We start from the raw sequence: 21,202 nt of genomic DNA, 5'->3' as shown, positions 1-21,202 counted from the left end.
GACGTTGCATCTCTAATTTTTATTACAGCAATGGACAGTGAGGCTTCCGCAAGGACGCCATTGCAAGCCCGCCCTAGCGGCCAGAATACCACGGTAAGGGGCACTCACTCGGCGATGGCCATAATAAAGACCCGCAAGGGTCTTTTTTATTTGCGCCAGGTTCGATGCTGGTTGCGGCCGCAATGGCTGCAACTTGGTCGCAGTTCACGTCAGGCATGGCGTTAGTCGCATAATGAGGCGAAGAGCCGCGCGTGCGCATACCCATCGGCGACCTCAGGGGGAAATCCCATGCGCAGCCAGAATGCGGCAGCATCGGCCGTGCCGGCGTTGACGGTCACTCCGGCAGTCCCTTCCGGGACGGCATCCAGCAGGGTCTCCACCAGCAGGCGACCCACGCCCCGGCCGCGCATGGCGGCGTCGACGTAGAACCTGCGCATCCGCATCATCGAGGCATCGGAGGGCTCTCTCGTCATCCCGCCTATCCCGACCAGCCGCCGATCCGAATGGACGGCGAGCAGGCACTCGCCCGCCCCGGCGAAGCGGTTGCTGCCATCCTGCCATTCAGAAATAAGACGATCGATCGAGCCGTAGCCCTGACGGCGCGCATCGCGCCCGAGCCCGTCGATGTCAGCCGGCAATGTCCGGCAGCGGATTGCGACCAGCGCCATGCTGCTTCATCCTGCCTAGCGCTTCATTGCGCCGTCGCCACCAGCGGCTGCCTTGCCGGCTCTGCCGTTGGTGGCGACAGCGGCACAAACGCCGCATCCGGATCGGTTTCCATGTCGTGGGCGGTCAGCTTTTCCAGCGCCCGCGTCACCTCGTTGACATCGCCCTCCAGCGCCTCGGGCTGGATCAGTTTGCCGACGCGGAAGTCGAAGCGGTCGCCGCGCTTGTTGAGGAGTTCGTAGAACACCGTCATGTCGCGCAGTTCGGTCGACCATTTGGCGAACCAGTAGAACAGGCCGGAATTGCGGGCCGACAGATGCACCGGCAGGATCGGCAGGTTGTATTTGCGCGCCAGCGCCACGGCCGAGGTCTTCCAGGGGCGCTCGTTCAGCCGGCCGTTGGCCCAGTAGGCGATGCGGCCGGAGGGAAACAGCACCATCGCCTTGCCGTCCTCGACCGTCTTGTTGGTGAGCACGAGCGTCTCGCGCGTCTTCAGCTTGCTCTTGTGTTCCTCGCGCCATTCGACCGGGATGATCATCTCGGAAAAGCGCGGATTGACGCGCACCGCATCGCGGTTGGCAAACACCATCATGTCGGGCCGGCGCGCCTTCAACAGGTCGAAGATCGCCACGCCATCGGCAATGCCGGTCGGATGGTTGCTGACCAGGATGAAGCCACCTGTCACCGGGATGCGGTCGGCATTCTCGACGCGAATATCGAGCCGCAGCAGGTCGCTCATATATTCGAAGGACTGGAAGCCCGTCAGCTTGGCGACGTCATCGGCGAACCCGATCGCCTTGTGATAGCGCAGCAAGGCGTGCAGGAAAGGACGCAGCACCGGCCAGAACGGGCTCTTGACGATCTTCTCGCCACGCTCGGCAATCAGCGTATCGACGATATGACCGGGCCTCCCCTGCGAAACCAGGGCAATGGCGCCGGCAAGCTGTCCGAGGGCTGAGGTGGAATCGCGGCGCGTCATCGAATGTCCTGCATGCTTAGGTCTAGGTTATCGCGGCGTAAGATGATGACACCATGACACGCCGGTCGGAACGTTAGCGATTCCATAACCCCCCTTGGAGCAAAGTGGCAGACTATAATTGAAATTCAAGAGGTTTCCCGTGGGCGAGATTCTGATCATGGCCCATCCGCAACTGCTGGACGAGCGGCAGAAATGGCTGGACGCGCTGCGCGGCGAGCGGCGGCTGTCCGCCCATACTCTGGAAGCCTATGAACGCGATACCCGCCAGTTCCTGTTCTTCCTGACCGGCCATCTCGGCGGACCGACAACGCTGAAGGACATCCAGGCGCTGCGCCCGGCCGATTTCCGCGCCTTCCTCGCCAACCGCCGCCGCGACGGTGCCGGCGCCCGGTCGCTCGGGCGGAACCTTGCCGGCTTGCGGTCGCTGCTGCGCTATCTCGAGAAGAAGGGCCTGGTCAATGCCGCCGGCGCCGGTGCCGTCCGCTCGCCGAAGCAGCCGAAATCACTGCCGAAGCCGCTGTCCGACAGCCAGGCGATCAACGTCGTCAGCGACGAGGCGCAGTTGCACGAGGAGCCCTGGATCGCCGCCCGCGACGCCGCAGTGCTGACGCTGCTCTACGGCTGCGGCCTGCGCATTTCCGAGGCGCTCGACCTGATGCCGGACGACCTGCACCCCGGCGCCACCTCGCTGCGCATCACCGGCAAGGGCAACAAGACCCGCATCGTGCCGCTGCTTGCCGTCGTCTTCGATGCTGTGGAGCGCTACAAAAAGCTGTGCCCTTACGATCTCGACCCGGCGCTGCCGCTGTTTCGCGGCGCGCGCGGCGGCAAGCTGCATGCCGGCCTGATCCAGCGTGGCATGCAGAAGCTGCGCAGCGCCTTCAACCTGCCGGAGACGGCGACGCCGCACTCGCTTCGCCATTCCTTCGCCACCCATCTGCTGGCCGGCGGCGGCGACCTCCGGACCATCCAAGAGTTGCTCGGCCATGCGAGCTTGTCGACCACCCAGGTCTATACCGGTGTCGACGCCTCACGCCTGCTCGAGGTCTACGACCGCGCCCATCCGCGGGCGTAAGCTTTCGTTAACCGCATCCGTTAAGGAAATATCCGCTCCGCGCACTTACATGAGCAGAACACGCCTTCCGCCGAAAGATCGACATGACAACTGCATCCCGCGAAAGACATCGGCATCCCCTTCTGTCGAAGCTCGGCACCGCTGGCTTCTGGGCGGCGGCAGCCCTGCCGCTGGCGCTGGCCATGCTGCTGCTTGCCACGCTGGCGCAGCTCTCGCCCGCCCGCGCCGATGACGATGCGACCTGCGGCGGCAAGAACCTCCTGACCGAGCTGGAAAAGAGCGATCCGGCGAAATACGCGAAATTCCTGTCCGACGGCGACAAGGTCGAAAACGGCCACAGCATCTTCTGGAAGATCGAGAAGCCCGGGGTGAAGACCTCCTGGCTGCTCGGCACGATGCACGTCACCGATCCGCGCGTTCTGGTGATGCCGAAGGGCGCCGCCGAGGCGGACGCCAAGGCCGATACCATCATCGTCGAATCCGACGAAATCCTCGACGAGAACAAGGCAACGGCTGCGATCCTCTCCCGCCCGGAACTCACCATGCTGGCGAATGGCGCAACCATCAGCTCGCTGTTGCCGGCGGCCGACGCTTCCAAGCTCGAGGCCGGCCTTGCCAAGCGCGGCATTCCGCTCGGCGCCGTCTCGCGCATGCAGCCTTGGATGATCTCGAGCGTCGTCGCCTCGCCCGCCTGCGAACTCGCCCGCAAGGCAAAGGGCGCAAAATTCCTCGACCAGAAAATCGCCACTGAGGCCGCTGCCGCCGGCAAACAGGTCAAGGGGCTGGAGACGCTGGTCGAGCAATTGCAGGCGATGGCCGACCTGCCCGCCGCCTTCCACCTGAAATCCCTGATCGAAACGCTTGAGCTCGGCGACAAGATGAACGACGTCGTCGAGACGATGACGGATCTCTATCTCTCCGGCAATGTCGGCGCGACCATGGCGATGCTGAAGGTCGTGACACCCGATGGCGACGATGCCGACAGCGACAGCGATTACGCCAGCTTCGAGCAGCGCATCATCCTCGACCGCAACAAGGTGATGGCTGAGCGCGCCGCCCCGATCCTTGCGAACGGCAACGTCTTCATGGCCGTCGGCGCCCTGCATCTGTCGGGCAACCAGGGGCTGGTCGAACTTCTGCGCAGCCAAGGCTTTACGCTGACGGCGGTCGACTGACCGGCGCACTGGCGAGATTTGCAAGCGCCGTCGACACGATAAGATTGTGGAACGGCGTGATTGCCGCGAGATAGAGCCTTCCAAACAGGATCTTGCGCTTCACCAGCGTCATCGCCGACACCGTTGTCCCTCCACCTGCGTGACTGACATCGATGACCGCGCGGAAATCGAGGTGCCGGTCGTCGAACCCGACGACCACCTGGTCGGCCGACTGGCTGACCACCGGGAAGATGCCGACCATTTCCATATCGCTCGCCGAATGCACGGTCGAAGGCTTAACGCCGAAGGGCGCGACGACCCTGTCGCGGACCGTCATCAGCATCTGCACCCATGGTGGAAAATGCCCGAGCGCGCGTCTGGCTGCCTCGATGGCCGTCAGGTCGGAGCCGGGCACGGTCACCTGGAAACAATCGGCCCAGTCGGCTCCCGGCAAGGCGGGATGCGGCAGAGGCGGATGGCTCTTTATCGGTCTGGCAGTAAGTGGCTGCATGGCACATGGCTCCGCGTCAATAGACGTAGCCTACCACACGCCGCAGGACCAACCACTGCCGGGATACACGCTGCGGCAATATGCTTCAGGCGCCCTGAGCGGGGTTTGAGAGACCCCGTTTCGGCGCGCCATAACACGGTTTTCAGGCTCGGGGATAAATTCCGGAAGATTTATTTTTCTTCCCAATCAAATCAGGAACTTGAAGATTTCCATGGCTGATTTCATCCCCACCCGCAGCAGAAGGCCTATTCTGTCCGGGTCAAAGGATGGGGAAACCGGGTCGCGAACCGGTCGCTCCAGCGGAACGAGATCCGGTGTCCTCTGATGGTTGGAAGCGATGATCACGATGCGTTGGGCTGAGTGATCGGGATATCAGGTAACGGAATTCGGTCCCTCCGTATCGATATCATCAAGTCGCAAACGACCGGCAGGCAGCTATACCCCGACATGAAACACATACCAGCCACCCGGCTGCCTGCCATTTTCTTAAGACGTCCGGCCAAACCAGGAGCGACGCCCTTCAGCGTGCCCGGAATCAGCCGGCGTCCAGAAACGGCGAGAGCGCCAGGGCCTGCCGGCCTTGGCGCTCCCTATCCGTTATTACATATGGATCGGCTTGAACGTCGCAGCCATCGCCGCTTCCTTGACGGCTTCCGACATGGTCGGATGGGCGTGGCAGACGCGGCCGAGATCTTCGGCCGAGCCACTGAATTCCATCAGCACGGCGATTTCGTGGATCAGGTCGCCGGCGCCGAAGCCGATGATGTGGCCGCCGAGAACCTTGTCAGTCTCCTTGTCAGCCAGGATCTTGACGAAGCCGTCGGTTGCCAGCATGGCGCGGGCGCGGCCGTTGGCGGTGAACGGGAACTTGCCGACCTTGTAGGCGATGCCTGCGGCCTTCAGCTCTTCCTCAGTCCTGCCGACGGAGGCGACTTCCGGCTGGGTGTAGACGACGCTCGGAATGACGTCGTAGTTCACGTGACCGGCCTGGCCTGCGAGGATTTCGGCGAGTGCCACGCCCTCGTCTTCGGCCTTGTGGGCCAACATCGGGCCCTTGACGACGTCGCCGATGGCATAGATGCCGGCGACATTGGTCTTGAAGTGGTGGTCGATCTCGACGCGGCCGCGATTGTCGAGCACAACGCCGGCCTCTTCGAGGCCGAGGCCTGCCGTGTAGGGCTTGCGGCCGGTGGCGATCAGCACGACGTCGGCATCGAGCGAGGTGGCGTCGCCACCCTTGGCAGGCTCGAAAGTAACCTTGGCGCCGGTGTCAGACTTCGCGACGCCGGTGACCTTGGCGCCGAGATGGAAGTCCATGCCCTGCTTGGCGAGCATCCGGTGGAACTGCTTGGAGATCTCGCCGTCCATGCCGCCGAGGATGGTGTCGAGATATTCGATGACGGTGACCTTGGCGCCGAGGCGCGCCCAGACCGAGCCGAGCTCGAGCCCGATGACGCCGCCGCCAACGACGATCATTGTCGCGGGAACCTTGTCGAGCGCGATGCCGCCGGTCGACGAAACGATGATCTTCTCGTCGAGCTCGACCGGAACGCCCGGGATGCCGGCGACGTCGGAGCCGGTGGCAATCACGATGGCCTTGCCTTCGACTTCCTGCACCTGGCCGTCATCGCCGGTGACGGAGACTTTTCCGGCCGAAACGATCTTGCCTGCACCGATGAAGCTGTCGATCTTGTTCTTCTTGAACAGGAAGGCGACACCATCGACATTCGCCTTCACCGTGGCGTCCTTGTGGGCCATCATGTTCGGCAGGTTCAGCGTCGGGGGGGCCACATCGACACCGAGCGGCGCCATGCCGTGACCGGCCTGGTGGAACATTTCGGAGGCATGCAGCAGCGCCTTGGACGGAATGCAGCCGATGTTGAGGCAGGTGCCGCCGAAGCTGGCACGCTTCTCGATCACGGCAACCTTCATGCCCAGCTGCGCGGCCTTGATGGCGCAGACATAGCCGCCAGGGCCGGTTCCGATAACGATAAGATCATATGCCATTGAAGATGTTCCTTTGCATCGACTGTTTCGCGGCCTCTGTGCACCCGGTCGCGACTATAGGGATGAAGAGCAGGGCCCTCCAGAGAATTACGCTGCCCGTTCCGTGGCAAGCTTGAGGCCGAGGCCAATGAAGACCACGCCGCTGACGCGATCGATCCAATGGCTGACGCGCGTGAAGCGGGCGCGCATGACAGGCGTCGTCATGAACAAGCTCACGCCGACAAACCATGCAATGAGCGCCGTCGCCATCACCAGACCATAGCAAAACTTGACCGCGATAGGCGTCTCGACACTGACCACGGTAGAAAAGATGGACAGGAAGAAAAATACCGGCTTCGGGTTCAACGCATTGGCGGCGAAGCCGAGCAAAAACGACTTTGCAGCGGATTGCTGCACTTTCTCGCCGACCTGTTCCTTTGGCTGAACCGTCAAGTCAGCCTTTTTGGCCCTGAGCGCCTTGTAACCGATATAGAAGAGATAGGCGACGCCGCACCATTTTACGAGATTAAACAGGTAGATCGACTGCGAAATAATCAGCCCGAGACCAAGGATCGTATAGGTGACGTGGAACATCAGCGACGTACCGATGCCGAAACTGGTGATGAGCGCCTCGCGCCGGCCATGCAGCAGGGACTGGCGCATCACCATGGCCAGATCGGCACCGGGAGATATGATACCGAAGGAGAAAATCGCCATCAGCGATGCAAGTTCAAGCAAGTAGGGATGCATAGACTTTCCTCATTCGATGCGACACGGCAGCGATAGCCCTAGAACAACAACACCAGCAACATGGTGGCCAGACCAGCCATCGACCCCACCCATACGGCAGACCGGATGTAGGGAATGCCTGCCAGATAGAGCGGGATGTAGATGATCCTGCACACCAGCCACAGCCATGCGCCGGTCAGGCCGAAACCATGGGGATCACCGGCAAGGATGAGGCCAAACGCCAGGGCAATGAAGGCTGGATAGGTTTCGAGGAAGTTGGCGGAAGCACGCGCAGCGCGGCCGGCAAGCTTGCCGGTCGGCTTCTTTTCATCATCCCGCGGGCTGGCATTCCAGCTGGAGCCAAGTTCCTTTGTCGCCGACATCGCCTGTAGCATGATGTGGATAATCAGCAGCACGACGCTGAGGCCAACCAGCGGCAGAAACGGCGACGCGGCAAGAAATGTCGGCTGCATGATGCTCTCCGGCGAACGAGGTCAGCGGCATCCCCGCAAGGATGCCGCTGAAGGGCAGGTGATGTTCTTAGAGATCGAGAACCAGGCGTTCCGGATCCTCGAGGCTTTCCTTGACGCGGACCAGGAAGGTGACGGCTTCCTTGCCGTCGACCATGCGGTGGTCATAGGAGAGTGCCAGATACATCATCGGACGGATGACGATCTGGCCGCCGACGACGACCGGGCGCTCCTGGATCTTGTGCATGCCGAGGATGCCGGACTGCGGCGCATTGAGGATCGGCGAGGACATCAGCGACCCGTAGACGCCACCATTGGTGATGGTGAAGGTGCCGCCCTGCATGTCGGCCATCGACAGCGTGCCGTCGCGGGCAGCCTTGGCGAGACGACCGAGGTCCTTCTCGATTTCGGCGACCGTCATCTGGTCGGCGTCGCGGATAACAGGGACGACGAGACCCTTGTCGGTGCCGACGGCCATGCCGACGTGACAATAGTTCTTGTAGATGATGTCGGTGCCGTCGATCTCGGCGTTGACAGCAGGCAGTTCCTTCAGCGCGTGGGTGACCGCCTTGGTGAAGAAGCCCATGAAGCCGAGCTTCACGCCGTGCTTCTTCTCGAAGATGTCCTTGTACTTCGTACGCAGAGCCATGACAGCCGTCATGTCCACTTCGTTGTAAGTGGTGAGCATGGCAGCGGTGTTCTGCGCGTCCTTGAGGCGACGGGCAATCGTCTGGCGCAGGCGGGTCATCTTGACGCGCTCTTCGCGCGGCGCGTCTTCGACCGCCGTCGGCGCACGTGCTGCGGCCTTGGCAGGCTCAGCGGCAGCCGGCGCCGAAAGGCCCTTGGCCACGGCAGCGATCACATCGCCCTTCAGAACCTGGCCACGCTTGCCAGAGCCATCGACCTGATCAGCGGAAACGTTGTTCTCCGTCATCATCTTGGCAGCGGCAGGCGCCGGCGGCATCGATGTCGGTGCGGCAGGAGCAGCCGGAGCGGATACGGAAGCGGCAGGTGCAGCCGCCGCAGGAGCAGCAGGCTCGGCCTTGGCAGGGGCGGCAGCAGCCGGAGCAGCGGCGGCGCCACCGGCAGCGATCTGGCCAAGCAGCGCATTGAGACCGACGGTCTCGCCAGCCTGGGCGACGATTTCCGACAGCGTGCCGGCGATCGGCGACGGCACTTCGATCGTCACCTTGTCGGTTTCGAGTTCAACCAGCGGCTCATCGACCTTGACGACGTCGCCGACCTTCTTGAACCAGGTGCCGACGGTCGCTTCGCTGACGGACTCGCCGAGGGTGGGTACGCGAATTTCAGTGGCCATGTTCAAATCCTGAATTTTTGATCGTTATCGGTGGGACGGCGGCAGGCCGAAGAATAATCTCATGTAGCGCGGCAGCGGACGTCATCAATTACGGGATGCGGGGGAGAGACCTTGCAGCCTCTCCCCCGACCGATTTTCAACCGCCGAGGGCGTCCTCGAGGAAGGCGGCCAGCTGGGCCAGGTGCTTCGACATCAGGCCCGTTGCTGGCGAGGCAGCGGCCGGACGACCGGTGTAGCGGACGCGCTGGTACTTGGCGTCGATATGGGCAAGCACCCATTCCAGATAGGGGTCGATGAACGACCAGGCGCCCATGTTCTTCGGCTCTTCCTGGCACCAGACCATTTCCGCATTGCGGAAGCGGCTGAGCTCGTTGATCAGCGCCTTGGCCGGGAACGGATAGAGCTGTTCGATGCGCAGCAGGTAGACGTCGTCGACGCCACGCTTTTCGCGCTCTTCCAGCAGGTCGTAATAGACCTTGCCCGAGCAGATGACGACGCGACGGATCTTGGCGTCCTTCTGCAGCTTGATCGGGCCGTCCTTGATGACTTCGGCATCGTCCCAGAGCAGGCGGTGGAAGGAGCTCTCGCCGGCCATTTCGGCCAGACCAGACACGGCCTTCTTGTGGCGCAGCAGCGACTTCGGCGTCATCATGATCAGCGGCTTGCGGAAGTCGCGCTTCAGCTGTCGGCGCAGGATGTGGAAGTAGTTAGCCGGCGTCGTGACGTTGGCGACCTGCATGTTGTCTTCCGCGCAGAGCTGCAGGAAGCGTTCGAGGCGGGCCGACGAATGCTCCGGACCCTGGCCTTCGTAGCCGTGCGGCAGCAGGCAGACGAGGCCCGACATGCGCAGCCACTTGCGTTCGCCCGACGAGACGAACTGGTCGAACACGACCTGCGCGCCGTTGGCGAAGTCGCCGAACTGGGCTTCCCAGAGGGTCAGCGCATTCGGACGGGCCAGCGAGTAGCCGTATTCGAAGCCGAGCACGGCCTCTTCGGACAGCATCGAGTTGATGACTTCGTAGCGCCCCTGCGTCGCCGACAGGTTGGCGAGCGGCACGTAGCGCTGTTCGGTTTCCTGATCGTAGAGCACCGAGTGGCGCTGAGAGAAGGTGCCGCGTTCGCAATCCTGACCGGACAGGCGGATCTTCGTGCCCTCGACGCAGAGCGCGCCGAAAGCAAGTGCTTCCGCCATCGCCCAGTCGATGCCCTCACCCGAGGCGATCATGTTCGACCGGTTTTCCATGAAGCGCTGGATCGTGCGGTGGGCGTTGAAGCCCTCAGGGATCTCCGACAGCTTGCGGCCGATATCCTTCAGCGTCTTCATCGGCACGGCGGTCTTGCCGCGGCGCTGCTCGTCGGCATTGTCAGCCGCGCGCAGTCCCGACCACTGGCCATCGAGCCAGTCGGCCTTGTTCGGCTTGTAGTGCTGGCCAGCCTCGAACTCCTGCTCGAGATGGGTGCGCCAGTCGGCCTTCATCTTGTCGACGTCTTCCTGCGACACGACGCCCTCTTCGATCAGGCGGGCCGAGTAAAGCTGCAGCACCGACTGGTGGCCACGGATGACCTTGTACATCTTCGGCTGCGTGAAGGACGGTTCGTCGCCTTCGTTATGGCCGTAGCGGCGGTAGCAGAACATGTCGAGGACGACAGGCTTGTGGAACTTCATGCGGAATTCGGTGGCAACCTTGGCCGCATAGACGACGGCTTCCGGATCGTCACCATTGGCATGGAAGATCGGCGCTTCGATCATCTTGGCGACGTCGGACGGATAGGGCGACGAGCGCGAATAGGCCGGATTGGTGGTGAAACCGATCTGGTTGTTGATGATGACGTGCATGGTGCCGGCAACGCGGTGACCGCGCAGGCCGGAGAGGCCAAGGATTTCAGCAATCACGCCCTGGCCGGCAAACGCCGCATCGCCATGGATGAGCAGCGGCATGACCTTGGCGCGTTCCGTCAACGGAATGGTGTCGCCGTCCCAGACGGTGGCACCCATGTCCTGCTTGGCGCGAACCTTGCCCATGACGACCGGGTCGACGATTTCCAGGTGCGACGGGTTGGCCGTCAGCGAGACGTGGATCTTGTTGCCGTCGAAATCGCGGTCGGAGGAGGCGCCGAGATGGTACTTCACGTCGCCGGAGCCTTCGACTTCGTCGGGCGCATAGGAGCCGCCCTTGAATTCGTGGAAGATGGCGCGGTGCGGCTTGCCCATCACCTGGGACAGCACGTTGAGGCGGCCGCGGTGGGCCATACCGAACACGGCTTCGCGCACACCGAGCGCGCCGCCGCTCTTCAGCATCTGCTCCAGCGCCGGGATCAGCGATTCGCCGCCGTCGAGGCCGAAGCGCTTGGTGCCCTTGAACTTGACGTCGAGGAACTGTTCGTAGCCTTCGGCTTCGATGACCTTCTGCAGGATCGCCTTCTTGGCTTCAGGCGAAAAGGCGACGCCCTTTTCCTTGCCTTCGATGCGCTCCTGAACCCAGCCCTTCTCTTCCGGGTTGGACATGTGCATGAATTCGACGCCGATCGTCGAGCAATAGGTGCGCTCGAGGATCTCGATCATCTCGCGGACCGAGGCGTATTCGAGGCCAAGCACGTTATCGATGAAGATCTTGCGGTCGTAGTCGGCGTCGGTAAAGCCATAGGCCTCGGGCGACAGCTCGTGATAATCCTCGACCGGAGCGGCAATGCCGAGCGGATCGAGCTTGGCGTGCAGATGGCCGCGCATGCGGTAGGCACGGATCATCATGATGGCGCGCACCGAATCGCGGGTCGCCTGGATGATGTCGGCACCGTCGGTCGGCTTGCCGGCTGCTTCGGCCTTGGCCTTGACCTTGGTCTCGACGACCTTCTCGATCACGCCCCAATTGCCGTCAAGCGCCGAGACCAGATCGCCGCCGGCCGCGATCGGCCAGTTCTTCTTCTGCCACGAAGCACCCTTGGCAGCGCGCTTCACGTCGCTTGGATTGTCATCCAGCGCCTTGAAGAAAGACTGCCACTCGTCGGAGACCGACTTCGGGTCCGCCTCGTAACGGGCGTAGAGCTGCTCGATATAAGCAGCATTGGCGCCGTCGAGGAACGACGTGATCTGAAATTGCTCGTTGGCTTCTTGTCTTGCCATGGTGATCCGCGGACTGAGGTCCGCCTCCCGACTTGATTGGATTGCCGGCATGTCCGGCGGCCGCATTTTCAATGTTTCCGCCAGAAGCGGCAGTCACTCGGGCCTAGACCCTAGAATCCGAATGGGCAGGGGCTCGCGTCCCTGCCCTTTGTATATAGGATCAGCCCTTGAGGACTTCGACCAGCGTCTTGCCGAGGCGCGCCGGAGACGGCGAGACGCGGATGCCTGCGGCTTCCATGGCAGCGATCTTGTCTTCCGCGCCGCCCTTGCCGCCGGAGATCACGGCGCCAGCATGGCCCATGGTGCGTCCGGGAGGGGCCGTACGGCCGGCGATAAAGCCGACCATTGGCTTGGAACGACCGCGCTTGGCTTCGTCCTTGATGAACTGGGCTGCGTCTTCTTCAGCCGAACCACCGATTTCGCCGATCATGATGATCGACTTGGTTTCTTCGTCTGCGAGGAACATTTCCAGGATGTCGATGAACTCGGTGCCCTTGACCGGGTCGCCGCCGATGCCGACAGCCGTGGTCTGGCCGAGGCCTTCGTTGGTCGTCTGGAACACGGCTTCATAGGTCAGCGTGCCCGAACGCGACAGGACGCCGACGGAGCCCTTCTTGAAGATCGAGCCCGGCATGATGCCGATCTTGCATTCGTCCGGTGTCATCACGCCCGGGCAGTTCGGGCCGATGAGGCGCGACTTGGAGGCGTCGAGGCGAGCCTTGACCTTGATCATGTCGGCAACCGGGATGCCTTCCGTGATGCAGACGATCAGCGGAATTTCAGCTTCGATGGCTTCGAGGATCGCAGCGGCAGCGCCAGCTGGCGGCACGTAGATGACCGATGCGTCGGCGCCGGTTGCTTCCTTGCCTTCGGCAACGGTCGCAAAGATCGGCAGGGATTCGCCAGCCGAACCCGACCAGGTCTCGCCACCCTTCTTAGGGTTGATACCGCCGACCATCTTGGTGCCGTGGTAGGCAAGCGCCTGTTCCGTGTGGAACGTGCCGGTCTTGCCGGTCAGACCCTGAACAAGGATCTTGGTGTTTTTGTTAATCAGAATGGACATTAGTTGTCTTCCTCTTCCTCGAACTCGAGGGGATCGAATGCTTCAAAGGCGTCATTGGAAAAGCGGTAGCCTTTGCCGGCGGCCGACTTTTGCGTCAGGTGCGCCTCGAGGTTCTTGGACCACTGGGTGCGGAACCAGTCATAATGCTGGTCGACCTGGGAAATGCCCAGCTCGCCCTTCCAGACGAACAGGTCTGCATCCTTGATCTTCTCGGCAAAATAGGCCTGCGCGTCGTCATTGTGCGTGAAATGCGCCCAACGCTCGGCCGTACCGTCTTCGCTGTCGTATTCACTGTCCCAGCAGACGAAGTAGCACAGATTGGCATCTGTCTCGTTCGGGCCGAAAGGCTGGCGATTGGGGTTCTTCGGTGATTTGGCCATCGATTAAAGCGCCTTCACAGCTGAGACGATCTTCTGGGCGGCATCGTCCAGGTCGTCTGCGGAAATGACATTGAGACCGGATTCGTTGATGATCTTCTTGCCGAGCGCGACGTTGGTGCCTTCGAGGCGAACGACGAGCGGGACCTGAAGGCCGACTTCCTTGACGGCAGCCAGAACGCCTTCAGCAATGACATCGCACTTCATGATGCCGCCGAAGATGTTGACCAGGATGCCCTTCACGGCCGGATCGGCAGTGATGATCTTGAAGGCGGCCGTGACCTTTTCCTTCGTCGCGCCACCGCCGACGTCGAGGAAGTTCGCAGGCTCGGCGCCGTAGAGCTTGATGATGTCCATGGTGGCCATGGCGAGACCGGCGCCGTTGACCATGCAGCCGATGTTGCCGTCGAGGGCGACATAGGCGAGGTCGTACTTGGAGGCGGCGATTTCCTTCTCGTCTTCCTCGCTGGTGTCGCGCAGCGCCACGATGTCTTCGTGACGGAACAGCGCGTTGCCGTCGAACGACACCTTGGCGTCGAGGACGCGCAGGCGGCCGTTGGTCATGACGATCAGCGGGTTGACTTCGAGCAGCGCCATGTCGGTTTCGACGAAGGCCTTGTAGAGGATCGGGAAAAGCTTTTCAGCGTCCTGACGGGCTTCGCCTTCGAGCTTCAGCGCATCGCTGAGCTTGGCGACATCAGCGGCCGTGACGCCCGTCGTCGGGTTGATCGCGACGTTGATGATCTTTTCCGGGGTGTCGTGGGCAACGGTCTCGATGTCCATGCCGCCTTCGGTCGAAACGACGAAGGAAACCTGGCCAACGGCACGGTCGACCAGGATCGACAGATAGAGTTCGCGGTCGATGTCTGCGCCGTCTTCGATGTAGAGGCGATTGACCTGCTTGCCGGCGTCACCGGTCTGGGCTGTTACCAGCGTGTTGCCGAGCATGTCCTTGACGAAAGCCTGGACTTCCTCGAGCGACTTGGCGAGACGTACGCCGCCCTTGGCTTCCGGCGGCAGTTCCTTGAACTTGCCCTTGCCGCGGCCGCCAGCATGGATCTGGCTCTTGACGACATAAAGCGGGCCGGGAAGCTGCTTGACGGCGGCTTCGACTTCCGACGCGTTGAAGATGGCAACACCTTCAGCGACCGGGGCGCCAAAGCTCTTGAGCAGAGCCTTGGCCTGGTATTCGTGGATATTCATGGATCTATCCCTATTGGAGCGCGACGCCTGCTTCAGCGCCAGACTTATTTCTGCGCCGAATTTACTTCAGCGACGGAGCGATGTTGATGCATGCCTCGCAGAGACCGGCGACGGCAGCGACAGACTTGTCGAAGGCTTCTTTTTCAGCCTTGTTCATGTCGATCTCGATGATCCGCTCGATACCACCGGCACCGATGACGGTGGGCACGCCGACATACATGTCGTTGACGCCGTACTGGCCGGAGAGATAGGCGGCGCAAGGCAGGACGCGCTTCTTGTCCTTGAGATAGGACTCAGCCATCTCGATGGCAGAGGCGGCCGGTGCGTAGTAGGCCGAGCCGGTCTTCAGCAGACCGACGATTTCGGCGCCGCCATCGCGGGTGCGCTGGATGATTTCTTCGAGGCGTTCCTTGGTGACCCAACCCATCGTGACGAGGTCGGTGAGCGGAATGCCGCCGACGGTCGAGTAACGGGCGAGCGGCACCATGGTGTCGCCGTGGCCGCCGAGCACGAAGGCGGTGACGTCCTGGACGGAAACGTTGAATTCCTTGGCAAGGAAGAGGCGGAAGCGCGAGCTATCCAGAACGCCGGCCATGCCGACGACCTTGTTGGCCGGCAGGCCGGAAAACTTCTGCAGCGCCCAGACCATCGCGTCGAGCGGGTTGGTGATGCAGATGACGAAAGCGTTGGGGGCATATTTCTTGATGCCGGCGCCGACCTGTTCCATGACCTTGAGGTTGATGTCGAGCAGATCATCACGGCTCATGCCGGGCTTGCGGGCAACGCCGGCGGTGACGATGCAGACATCAGCACCTTCGATCGCCGAATAGTCGCTGGCGCCGGTGAGGTTGACGTCGAAGCCTTCGACCGGCGAAGACTGGGAAATATCAAGGCCCTTGCCCTGGGGAATGCCGTCCGCGATGTCGAACAGGACGATGTCGCCCAGTTCCTTCAGGCCGGCGAGATGCGCCAGCGTGCCACCAATCATGCCAGAACCAATGAGTGCGATTTTGTTACGCGCCATTTCGGAATATCCTTTGCGATCGAAAACGATGGCGCGACACATTGAAGCATCGACCACGGCAGCAATCGCTTAGACCCAACGGGCTAAAATGGCAATTGATTATTTTGTGACGTTAAAATTCAATCGGTTAGATATAAAAACTCTTACGTAAACGTAAGAACAATTGTCACCAAAACGTTACTCTGCCGCAGACCGGTTACGAATCTGGGCGAGATATTCCGCACTTCTCATCTCGAAAAGACGCGATGCCGTCCGGTCGAATTCGAAGCCCTCCGTTCCGCGACGCTGCACGAGCAGCGCCTCCGGCATCGCCGCCGCCGAGATTGTAACATGCGTCGCATGATCGTAAAGCGTGTCGATCAGAATGATGAAGCGCTTGGTTTGGTTCCGCTTTTCCGGTCCTAGTTCGGGAATGTGATCGATGAAGATGGTATCGAAGCGGGCGGCGATGGCAAGAAAGTCGCCTGCCCCGAGCGGCGCTTCGCAGAGATCGGCGAAGGAAAAGCGCGCCAGCCGGTCGACCGCAGCCGGCACATGGACGACGCGTCCCTTGCGCGGGATCTCGGTCGGCTGTGCCGTGCGCCCGTGCAGCGCCCTTGCCCAGGCCGCGTCCATCGCCCGGTCGGTCTCGGCATTAAGCGGCGTCAGATAGACGGGCTGGCTGTCGTCCTTCTCCATCCGGTAGTCGGTGGGCGAATCCAGCGTTACGACGTCGACATAAGTCTTGAGAAGGGTGATGAACGGCGTGAACAGCGAGCGATTGAGGCCATCGCGGTAGAGATTGTCCGGCTCGACATTCGAGGTCGTGACCAGAACGCAGCCGAGCGAGAAAAGCTCCGAGAACAGCCGCGACAGGATCATCGCATCGGCGATGTCGGTGACGCTGAACTCGTCGAAGCACAGGAGTTCGGCCTCGGCGAACAGATCGGCAGCAACGGGCGGCACCGGGTCGGCAAGCTTTGTCTCGCCGTTCTTGATCTTCAGCCGGTGGGCGGCGATCCTGTTGTGGACGTCGGCCATGAACTCGTGGAAATGCGCCCGCCGTTTCTTCTTCGACGGCGCCATGGCGAAGAACATGTCCATCAGCATCGTCTTGCCGCGCCCGACGCTTCCGTGGATATAGAGGCCACGGATCGGTTCGGGCTTCTTGCGCGCGGCAAACAGCCAGCCGAGCGCACTCGACTTGGCGGCCGGGCGCCGCTGCTTCAGCGCGGCCAGCACTCGGTCGAGATGTTTTGCGACGTCCATCTGCGCCGCATCGACTTGCAATGAACCGGAGGCCGTCAGCGACTTCAACTTTTCGCTGACGCTGATGGAGTAGTCAGGCATAGGCTGCATGGACAAGACTGCCTCAAGCGTCGGGAGATGGCCCGCCGGCCGGGGAGTTTAGCGGCTCAGGCTGATTGGCTGGCCGGATGCTGTAGTTCCGGTAAAGCGCGAATCGGCTGTCTTGTAGACCGAACCCAGCTGGTTGCCGCTGCGATCCTTGAGCACGACCTGCTTGCCGGCCACTTCCCACGAACCCATGTTGGTCAGCTCGCCGACGCAGCCGCGCGTGCCGCCGCGTGATCCGCTGCCGAGATTGGTAAGTGTCAGGAACATGTCGCAGGTGGTGCCGCCGTTGCCGACCTTCCAACTGCCGACCATCGATTCCTTGGTGACATCGAGACCGGAGGCCGCAATCGCCGCATTCTGCTGCGGTGCGCCGTTGCCTGGCGCAGTGGTCGGAGGAGCCGGGAACTGCGAGCCGTTGCCTGTCGGATCGGGGAGCTGGCTGGATTGGACCTGCCCCACTGGCGCGGCCTGGATAGGCGGCGGCGAATAGGCTGGCGAGGCGCTGTAATCGTTGTTGTAACCTGTGCGCTGGCATCCCGCCAGCGTCAGGCCGATTGCCGCAGCCGTCGCAGCATATTGAAATCGCATCGTCAAACTCCTGAATTAGCCCGGCCCTGCCCCGAAGGTGGCGCGCAATCACGGCGGAATTATCGTGAAAGGCCTTGATGAATCAAGTCAGCACAAGGACAAATTGTTGACGGACAGGTCCATGGCGCAAGTCTGGGACAAATTTGGCGCATTTTTGACGAATTCAAGAGAAAAGGCGCTCCCTCTTTCGAAGAAGAGCGCCTCGAGGTCTTGTCAGAAGGGCATACGCAGCGGCTAGACGCGACGCTCGACCATCATCTTCTTGATTTCAGCGATCGCCTTGGCCGGATTGAGACCCTTCGGGCAGGTCTGGGCGCAATTCATGATCGTGTGGCAGCGATAGAGCCGGAAAGGATCTTCCAGATTGTCGAGACGCTCGCCGGTGGCTTCGTCGCGCGAATCGATCAGCCAGCGATAGGCCTGCAGCAGGACGGCGGGGCCGAGATAGCGGTCGCCGTTCCACCAGTAGCTCGGACAGGAGGCCGAGCAGCAAGCGCAGAGAATGCATTCGTAGAGACCGTCGAGCTTCTGGCGGTCGTCGTGGCTCTGCTTCCATTCCTTCGCCGGCTCCGGCGACACCGTCTTCAGCCAGGGCTCGATCGAGCGGTGCTGGGCGTAGAAGTTGGTGAGATCAGGCACGAGATCCTTGACCACAGGCAGGTGCGGCAGCGGGTAGACCTTGACGGTACCCTTGACCTCATCCAGGCCCTTGGTGCAGGCGAGCGTGTTCGTGCCGTCGATATTCATCGCGCAGGAACCGCAGATCCCCTCGCGACAGGAGCGGCGCAGCGTCAGCGTCGGGTCGATGTTGTTCTTGATGTAGAGCAGCGCATCCAGCACCATCGGACCGCAATCGTCGACATCGATGTAGAACGTGTCGATGCTCGGGTTCTGCCCGTCGTCCGGGCTCCAGCGGTAGATCCGCAGTTCGCGCGTGTTCTTTGCACCCTGCGGCTTCGGCCAGACCTTGCCTTCGCGCATCTGGGAATTCTTGGGTAGAGCGAGTTCAACCATGTCCGTTTTCCTGTCGCAGGGAAGTTTCCGCCGATGCGGCTCCCAAAATACGAATTTTATCGTCAAATCCGGCCGCTATGGCCTTTGCAGCAAACTTTTTGTCAGCGGTCACAAGAACATCGTCCTTATCCCCAAGGGCGCATGCCAGATACATCGTGTCATAGACTGAATGATCCATCAGCCTCGAAAGTTCGAAAGCGACGTCGATCAAGGCGATCGACGGTGTCGCATTTTTGAATGTTGACTTGAGTGTCGTAAGAGCATCGGCTGCTTGACTGTTGGAGATGATATTCATGCGGACTTTTCTACGAAGAACGTGCGCCACTTCTGGCAACACAATATCGGGAGCCTTCAGTTTCTTCGGCATTTTCGTGAGTTCCAGGGCCTCAAGATGATCTTCCTCATCAATGAACCATTTCACCACCACCGAAGCATCGACGATAATCATTCCTCATCACGAATCTGGCGTAATATCTCGACACTGTCGGTCTGCTTGACGCCTTTCGGCGTCATCGCAGCGATGCGAACGGCAGCTTCATATAGGCTCTCCTTACCCGGAGCGACTGAAGCGGTTAGCCGTTCGTTGATCTCCTCCTCCAGCGTTCTCTGATGGGCGCGCGCGAGGCTCTCAAGCTTGGTGAGCAAGCCTTCGTCGATCCTGATCCGCATTTCACCCATCACAGTGCCTCCGGCGATGACCTCCGCCTATCTTGCCACAACCCTCGTCAATAAACACGCGCCTTCGGTTCGATCTTCTGCGGATCCATTCCTTCGGCGATCAGTTGGGTGTGAACCGGACGGTAATCCAGCTTCACCTCGCCGGCATCGTTGACCCAGGAGAGCGTGTGCTTGCGCCAGTTGACGTCGTCGCGGCCGCCGAACGGGCCGTCGGTGAAGTCTTCCCGGGCGTGTGAACCGCGGCTTTCCTTGCGGGCTTCGGCGCCGTAGATCGTCACGATGGCGTTGGCCATCAGGTTCTGCAGCTCCAGCGTCTCGACGAGGTCCGAGTTCCAGATCAACGAGCGGTCTGTAACCTTTACGTCGGCCAGTTCCTTCCAGATCGCCGACATGCGTTCGCAGCCCGATGCCAGCGAATCCTGCGTGCGGAACACGGCAGCATCGTCCTGCATCGCATGCTGCATCTTTTCACGCAGCACCGAGGTCGGCGTGTTGCCGTTGGCAAAGCGCAGCTTGTCGAAGCGATCCATGATCTTTTCGCAGGCAGCGACGTTCAGCTGCGGGATCGGAGCCGCGCGGTCGATGACCTCGGCAGCACGGATCGCGGCAGCGCGGCCGAAGACGACCAGGTCGATGAGCGAGTTGGAGCCGAGGCGATTGGCGCCGTGCACCGAAGCGCAGCCGGCTTCGCCGACAGCCATAAGGCCGGGCAGGATGCGCTCCGGGTTTTCGCTGTCGGCGTTGAGAACTTCACCCCAGTAGTTGGTCGGGATGCCGCCCATGTTGTAGTGCACCGTCGGCAGGACCGGGATCGGCTCGCGCGTCACGTCGACGCCGGCAAAGATCTTAGCCGATTCCGAAATGCCCGGCAGGCGCTCGTTGAGAACGGCCGGATCGAGATGGTCGAGGTGCAGGTAGATGTGGTCCTTGTTCTTGCCGACGCCGCGACCCTCGCGGATTTCCAGCGTCATGCAGCGCGACACGACGTCACGCGAGGCAAGATCCTTGGCTGAAGGAGCATAGCGCTCCATGAAGCGCTCGCCTTCCGAATTGACGAGATAGCCGCCTTCGCCGCGCGCCCCTTCGGTGATGAGACAGCCGGCGCCATAGATGCCGGTCGGATGGAACTGCACGAATTCCATGTCCTGCAGCGGCAGGCCGGCGCGCGCGACCATGCCGCCACCGTCGCCGGTGCAGGTATGGGCAGACGTTGCCGAGAAATAGGCGCGGCCATAGCCGCCGGTCGCCAGCACCACCATCTTGGCGGAGAAGCGATGGATCGTGCCGTCATCGAGGCACCAGGCAACGACGCCGATGCACTTGGAGCCGTCGTCCGACATGATCAGATCGAGCGCGAAATATTCGATGAAGAATTCGGCGTTGTGCTTCAGCGACTGGCCATACAGCGTGTGCAGGATGGCGTGGCCGGTACGGTCGGCGGCAGCGCAGGTGCGCTGTACCGGCGGGCCTTCGCCGTAGTTCTGCATGTGGCCGCCGAACGGCCGCTGGTAGATCTTGCCTTCCTCGTTGCGCGAGAAGGGCACGCCGTAATGCTCGAGCTCGTAGACAGCCTTCGGCGCTTCCATCGTCAGGTACTGCATGGCGTCGACGTCGCCGAGCCAGTCAGAGCCCTTGACGGTGTCATAGAGATGCCACTGCCACGAATCCGGCGTCATGTTGCGCAGCGACGCGGCAATGCCGCCCTGGGCGGCGACCGTGTGCGAACGGGTCGGGAAAACCTTGGTGATGCAGGCGGTCTTGAAACCCTGCTCGGCCATGCCGAGCGTGGCGCGCAGACCCGCGCCGCCGGCGCCGACGACGATCACATCATAGGAGTGATCGACATACTTGTAGTCCTTGCCGGTCCGTTCTGGCCCATTCTGATGGGGTGCGGTGGGTGCCATGATGCAA

The 21,202-nt window shown here is 61.7% G+C and carries 20 protein-coding genes; 2 read left to right on the top strand and 18 right to left on the bottom strand.

Features of this window, described 5'->3' with window-relative positions; genetic code table 11:
• Positions 1 to 221: 221 nt before the first annotated feature.
• Together VH564_RS07315 and VH564_RS07310 are read right to left on the bottom strand one after the other, a co-directional pair.
• Entirely contained in the window at positions 222 to 668 is a 447-nt protein-coding gene (locus VH564_RS07315) for a GNAT family N-acetyltransferase (RefSeq protein ID WP_423339142.1), read from the bottom strand.
• Positions 669 to 691: 23 nt separating this feature from the next.
• Positions 692 to 1,645, bottom strand: coding sequence for a GNAT family N-acetyltransferase (locus VH564_RS07310; RefSeq protein ID WP_423339141.1), 954 nt, complete (start codon positions 1,643 to 1,645; stop codon positions 692 to 694).
• A gap of 139 nt (positions 1,646 to 1,784) precedes the next feature.
• On the opposite strand from VH564_RS07310, the gene VH564_RS07305 reads away from it, so the two are divergent.
• Positions 1,785 to 2,720 (top strand): tyrosine recombinase XerC, encoded by a 936-nt coding sequence (locus VH564_RS07305; RefSeq protein WP_423339140.1) that lies wholly within the window; start codon positions 1,785 to 1,787, stop codon positions 2,718 to 2,720.
• An 83-nt stretch (positions 2,721 to 2,803) separates the two neighbouring features.
• Positions 2,804 to 3,895: a TraB/GumN family protein gene (locus VH564_RS07300; protein WP_423339139.1), complete on the top strand. Its 1,092-nt coding sequence runs from the start codon at positions 2,804 to 2,806 to the stop codon at positions 3,893 to 3,895.
• Here the strand turns inward: VH564_RS07300 and VH564_RS07295 are convergent.
• The 16 genes from VH564_RS07295 to sdhA form a co-directional block, all read right to left on the bottom strand.
• Entirely contained in the window at positions 3,873 to 4,385 is a 513-nt protein-coding gene (locus VH564_RS07295) for a DUF2867 domain-containing protein (RefSeq protein WP_423339138.1), read from the bottom strand. The two genes, VH564_RS07300 and VH564_RS07295, sit on opposite strands and share 23 nt — an antisense overlap.
• Before the next feature lie 600 nt (positions 4,386 to 4,985).
• Positions 4,986 to 6,392, bottom strand: a complete 1,407-nt coding sequence (lpdA, locus tag VH564_RS07290) for a dihydrolipoyl dehydrogenase (RefSeq protein ID WP_423339137.1) — start codon at positions 6,390 to 6,392, stop codon at positions 4,986 to 4,988.
• Between the two features lie 87 nt (positions 6,393 to 6,479).
• Positions 6,480 to 7,121, bottom strand: coding sequence for a LysE family transporter (locus VH564_RS07285; protein ID WP_423339136.1), 642 nt, complete (start codon positions 7,119 to 7,121; stop codon positions 6,480 to 6,482).
• Between the two features lie 38 nt (positions 7,122 to 7,159).
• Positions 7,160 to 7,573 carry an MAPEG family protein gene (locus VH564_RS07280; protein WP_423339135.1) on the bottom strand — a complete coding sequence of 138 codons (414 nt, stop codon included), beginning with the start codon at positions 7,571 to 7,573 and terminating at the stop codon, positions 7,160 to 7,162.
• Positions 7,574 to 7,640: 67 nt separating this feature from the next.
• On the bottom strand, positions 7,641 to 8,888 hold the full coding sequence (odhB, locus tag VH564_RS07275; RefSeq protein ID WP_423339134.1) for a 2-oxoglutarate dehydrogenase complex dihydrolipoyllysine-residue succinyltransferase: 1,248 nt from the start codon (positions 8,886 to 8,888) through the stop codon (positions 7,641 to 7,643).
• A 136-nt stretch (positions 8,889 to 9,024) separates the two neighbouring features.
• Positions 9,025 to 12,009: a 2-oxoglutarate dehydrogenase E1 component gene (locus VH564_RS07270; RefSeq protein ID WP_423339133.1), complete on the bottom strand. Its 2,985-nt coding sequence runs from the start codon at positions 12,007 to 12,009 to the stop codon at positions 9,025 to 9,027.
• A 160-nt stretch (positions 12,010 to 12,169) separates the two neighbouring features.
• Positions 12,170 to 13,072: a succinate--CoA ligase subunit alpha gene (gene sucD / locus VH564_RS07265; RefSeq protein ID WP_423339132.1), complete on the bottom strand. Its 903-nt coding sequence runs from the start codon at positions 13,070 to 13,072 to the stop codon at positions 12,170 to 12,172.
• Positions 13,072 to 13,452 carry a hypothetical protein gene (locus tag VH564_RS07260; protein ID WP_142824714.1) on the bottom strand — a complete coding sequence of 127 codons (381 nt, stop codon included), beginning with the start codon at positions 13,450 to 13,452 and terminating at the stop codon, positions 13,072 to 13,074. Before VH564_RS07260 ends, sucD begins: the two co-directional genes overlap by 1 nt.
• A gap of 3 nt (positions 13,453 to 13,455) precedes the next feature.
• Positions 13,456 to 14,652, bottom strand: coding sequence for an ADP-forming succinate--CoA ligase subunit beta (sucC, locus tag VH564_RS07255; protein WP_423339131.1), 1,197 nt, complete (start codon positions 14,650 to 14,652; stop codon positions 13,456 to 13,458).
• A 61-nt stretch (positions 14,653 to 14,713) separates the two neighbouring features.
• Positions 14,714 to 15,676 carry a malate dehydrogenase gene (mdh, locus tag VH564_RS07250; RefSeq protein WP_423339130.1) on the bottom strand — a complete coding sequence of 321 codons (963 nt, stop codon included), beginning with the start codon at positions 15,674 to 15,676 and terminating at the stop codon, positions 14,714 to 14,716.
• Positions 15,677 to 15,853: 177 nt separating this feature from the next.
• On the bottom strand, positions 15,854 to 17,014 hold the full coding sequence (gene zapE, locus VH564_RS07245; RefSeq protein ID WP_423339129.1) for a cell division protein ZapE: 1,161 nt from the start codon (positions 17,012 to 17,014) through the stop codon (positions 15,854 to 15,856).
• Positions 17,015 to 17,062: 48 nt separating this feature from the next.
• Positions 17,063 to 17,599 carry a protease inhibitor Inh/omp19 family protein gene (locus tag VH564_RS07240; RefSeq protein WP_423339128.1) on the bottom strand — a complete coding sequence of 179 codons (537 nt, stop codon included), beginning with the start codon at positions 17,597 to 17,599 and terminating at the stop codon, positions 17,063 to 17,065.
• Positions 17,600 to 17,833: 234 nt separating this feature from the next.
• Complete coding sequence (locus tag VH564_RS07235) at positions 17,834 to 18,613, bottom strand: succinate dehydrogenase iron-sulfur subunit (protein ID WP_423339127.1); 780 nt, start codon at positions 18,611 to 18,613, stop codon at positions 17,834 to 17,836.
• A complete protein-coding gene (locus VH564_RS07230; RefSeq protein WP_423339126.1) occupies positions 18,606 to 19,061 on the bottom strand; it encodes a type II toxin-antitoxin system VapC family toxin in 456 nt (151 codons plus the stop codon). The genes VH564_RS07235 and VH564_RS07230 overlap by 8 nt, the downstream gene beginning before the upstream one ends.
• Positions 19,058 to 19,291 carry a hypothetical protein gene (locus tag VH564_RS07225; RefSeq protein ID WP_423339125.1) on the bottom strand — a complete coding sequence of 78 codons (234 nt, stop codon included), beginning with the start codon at positions 19,289 to 19,291 and terminating at the stop codon, positions 19,058 to 19,060. Before VH564_RS07225 ends, VH564_RS07230 begins: the two co-directional genes overlap by 4 nt.
• Positions 19,292 to 19,338: 47 nt before the next feature.
• Positions 19,339 to 21,195 carry a succinate dehydrogenase flavoprotein subunit gene (gene sdhA, locus VH564_RS07220; protein WP_423339124.1) on the bottom strand — a complete coding sequence of 619 codons (1,857 nt, stop codon included), beginning with the start codon at positions 21,193 to 21,195 and terminating at the stop codon, positions 19,339 to 19,341.
• Positions 21,196 to 21,202 lie beyond the last annotated feature (7 nt).

The sequence above is a fragment of the Rhizobium sp. HT1-10 genome (assembly GCF_049472505.1).
Taxonomy (GTDB): Bacteria; Pseudomonadota; Alphaproteobacteria; order Rhizobiales; family Rhizobiaceae; genus Rhizobium.
This window is presented reverse-complemented; position numbering and strand designations above follow the sequence as displayed.

Excerpts from the sequence above, each read along its gene's own strand:
- VH564_RS07315 (WP_423339142.1), bottom strand. The coding sequence starts at position 668 with ATGGCGCTGGTCGCAATCCGCTGCCGGACATTGCCGGCTGACATCGAC.
- VH564_RS07310 (WP_423339141.1), bottom strand. The coding sequence starts at position 1,645 with ATGACGCGCCGCGATTCCACCTCAGCCCTCGGACAGCTTGCCGGCGCC.
- VH564_RS07300 (WP_423339139.1), top strand. The coding sequence starts at position 2,804 with ATGACAACTGCATCCCGCGAAAGACATCGGCATCCCCTTCTGTCGAAG.
- VH564_RS07295 (WP_423339138.1), bottom strand. The coding sequence starts at position 4,385 with ATGCAGCCACTTACTGCCAGACCGATAAAGAGCCATCCGCCTCTGCCG.
- lpdA (WP_423339137.1), bottom strand. The coding sequence starts at position 6,392 with ATGGCATATGATCTTATCGTTATCGGAACCGGCCCTGGCGGCTATGTC.
- VH564_RS07285 (WP_423339136.1), bottom strand. The coding sequence starts at position 7,121 with ATGCATCCCTACTTGCTTGAACTTGCATCGCTGATGGCGATTTTCTCC.
- VH564_RS07280 (WP_423339135.1), bottom strand. The coding sequence starts at position 7,573 with ATGCAGCCGACATTTCTTGCCGCGTCGCCGTTTCTGCCGCTGGTTGGC.
- odhB (WP_423339134.1), bottom strand. The coding sequence starts at position 8,888 with ATGGCCACTGAAATTCGCGTACCCACCCTCGGCGAGTCCGTCAGCGAA.
- VH564_RS07270 (WP_423339133.1), bottom strand. The coding sequence starts at position 12,009 with ATGGCAAGACAAGAAGCCAACGAGCAATTTCAGATCACGTCGTTCCTC.
- sucD (WP_423339132.1), bottom strand. The coding sequence starts at position 13,072 with ATGTCCATTCTGATTAACAAAAACACCAAGATCCTTGTTCAGGGTCTG.
- VH564_RS07260 (WP_142824714.1), bottom strand. The coding sequence starts at position 13,452 with ATGGCCAAATCACCGAAGAACCCCAATCGCCAGCCTTTCGGCCCGAAC.
- sucC (WP_423339131.1), bottom strand. The coding sequence starts at position 14,652 with ATGAATATCCACGAATACCAGGCCAAGGCTCTGCTCAAGAGCTTTGGC.
- mdh (WP_423339130.1), bottom strand. The coding sequence starts at position 15,676 with ATGGCGCGTAACAAAATCGCACTCATTGGTTCTGGCATGATTGGTGGC.
- zapE (WP_423339129.1), bottom strand. The coding sequence starts at position 17,014 with ATGCAGCCTATGCCTGACTACTCCATCAGCGTCAGCGAAAAGTTGAAG.
- VH564_RS07240 (WP_423339128.1), bottom strand. The coding sequence starts at position 17,599 with ATGCGATTTCAATATGCTGCGACGGCTGCGGCAATCGGCCTGACGCTG.
- VH564_RS07235 (WP_423339127.1), bottom strand. The coding sequence starts at position 18,613 with ATGGTTGAACTCGCTCTACCCAAGAATTCCCAGATGCGCGAAGGCAAG.
- VH564_RS07230 (WP_423339126.1), bottom strand. The coding sequence starts at position 19,061 with ATGATTATCGTCGATGCTTCGGTGGTGGTGAAATGGTTCATTGATGAG.
- VH564_RS07225 (WP_423339125.1), bottom strand. The coding sequence starts at position 19,291 with ATGGGTGAAATGCGGATCAGGATCGACGAAGGCTTGCTCACCAAGCTT.
- sdhA (WP_423339124.1), bottom strand. The coding sequence starts at position 21,195 with ATGGCACCCACCGCACCCCATCAGAATGGGCCAGAACGGACCGGCAAG.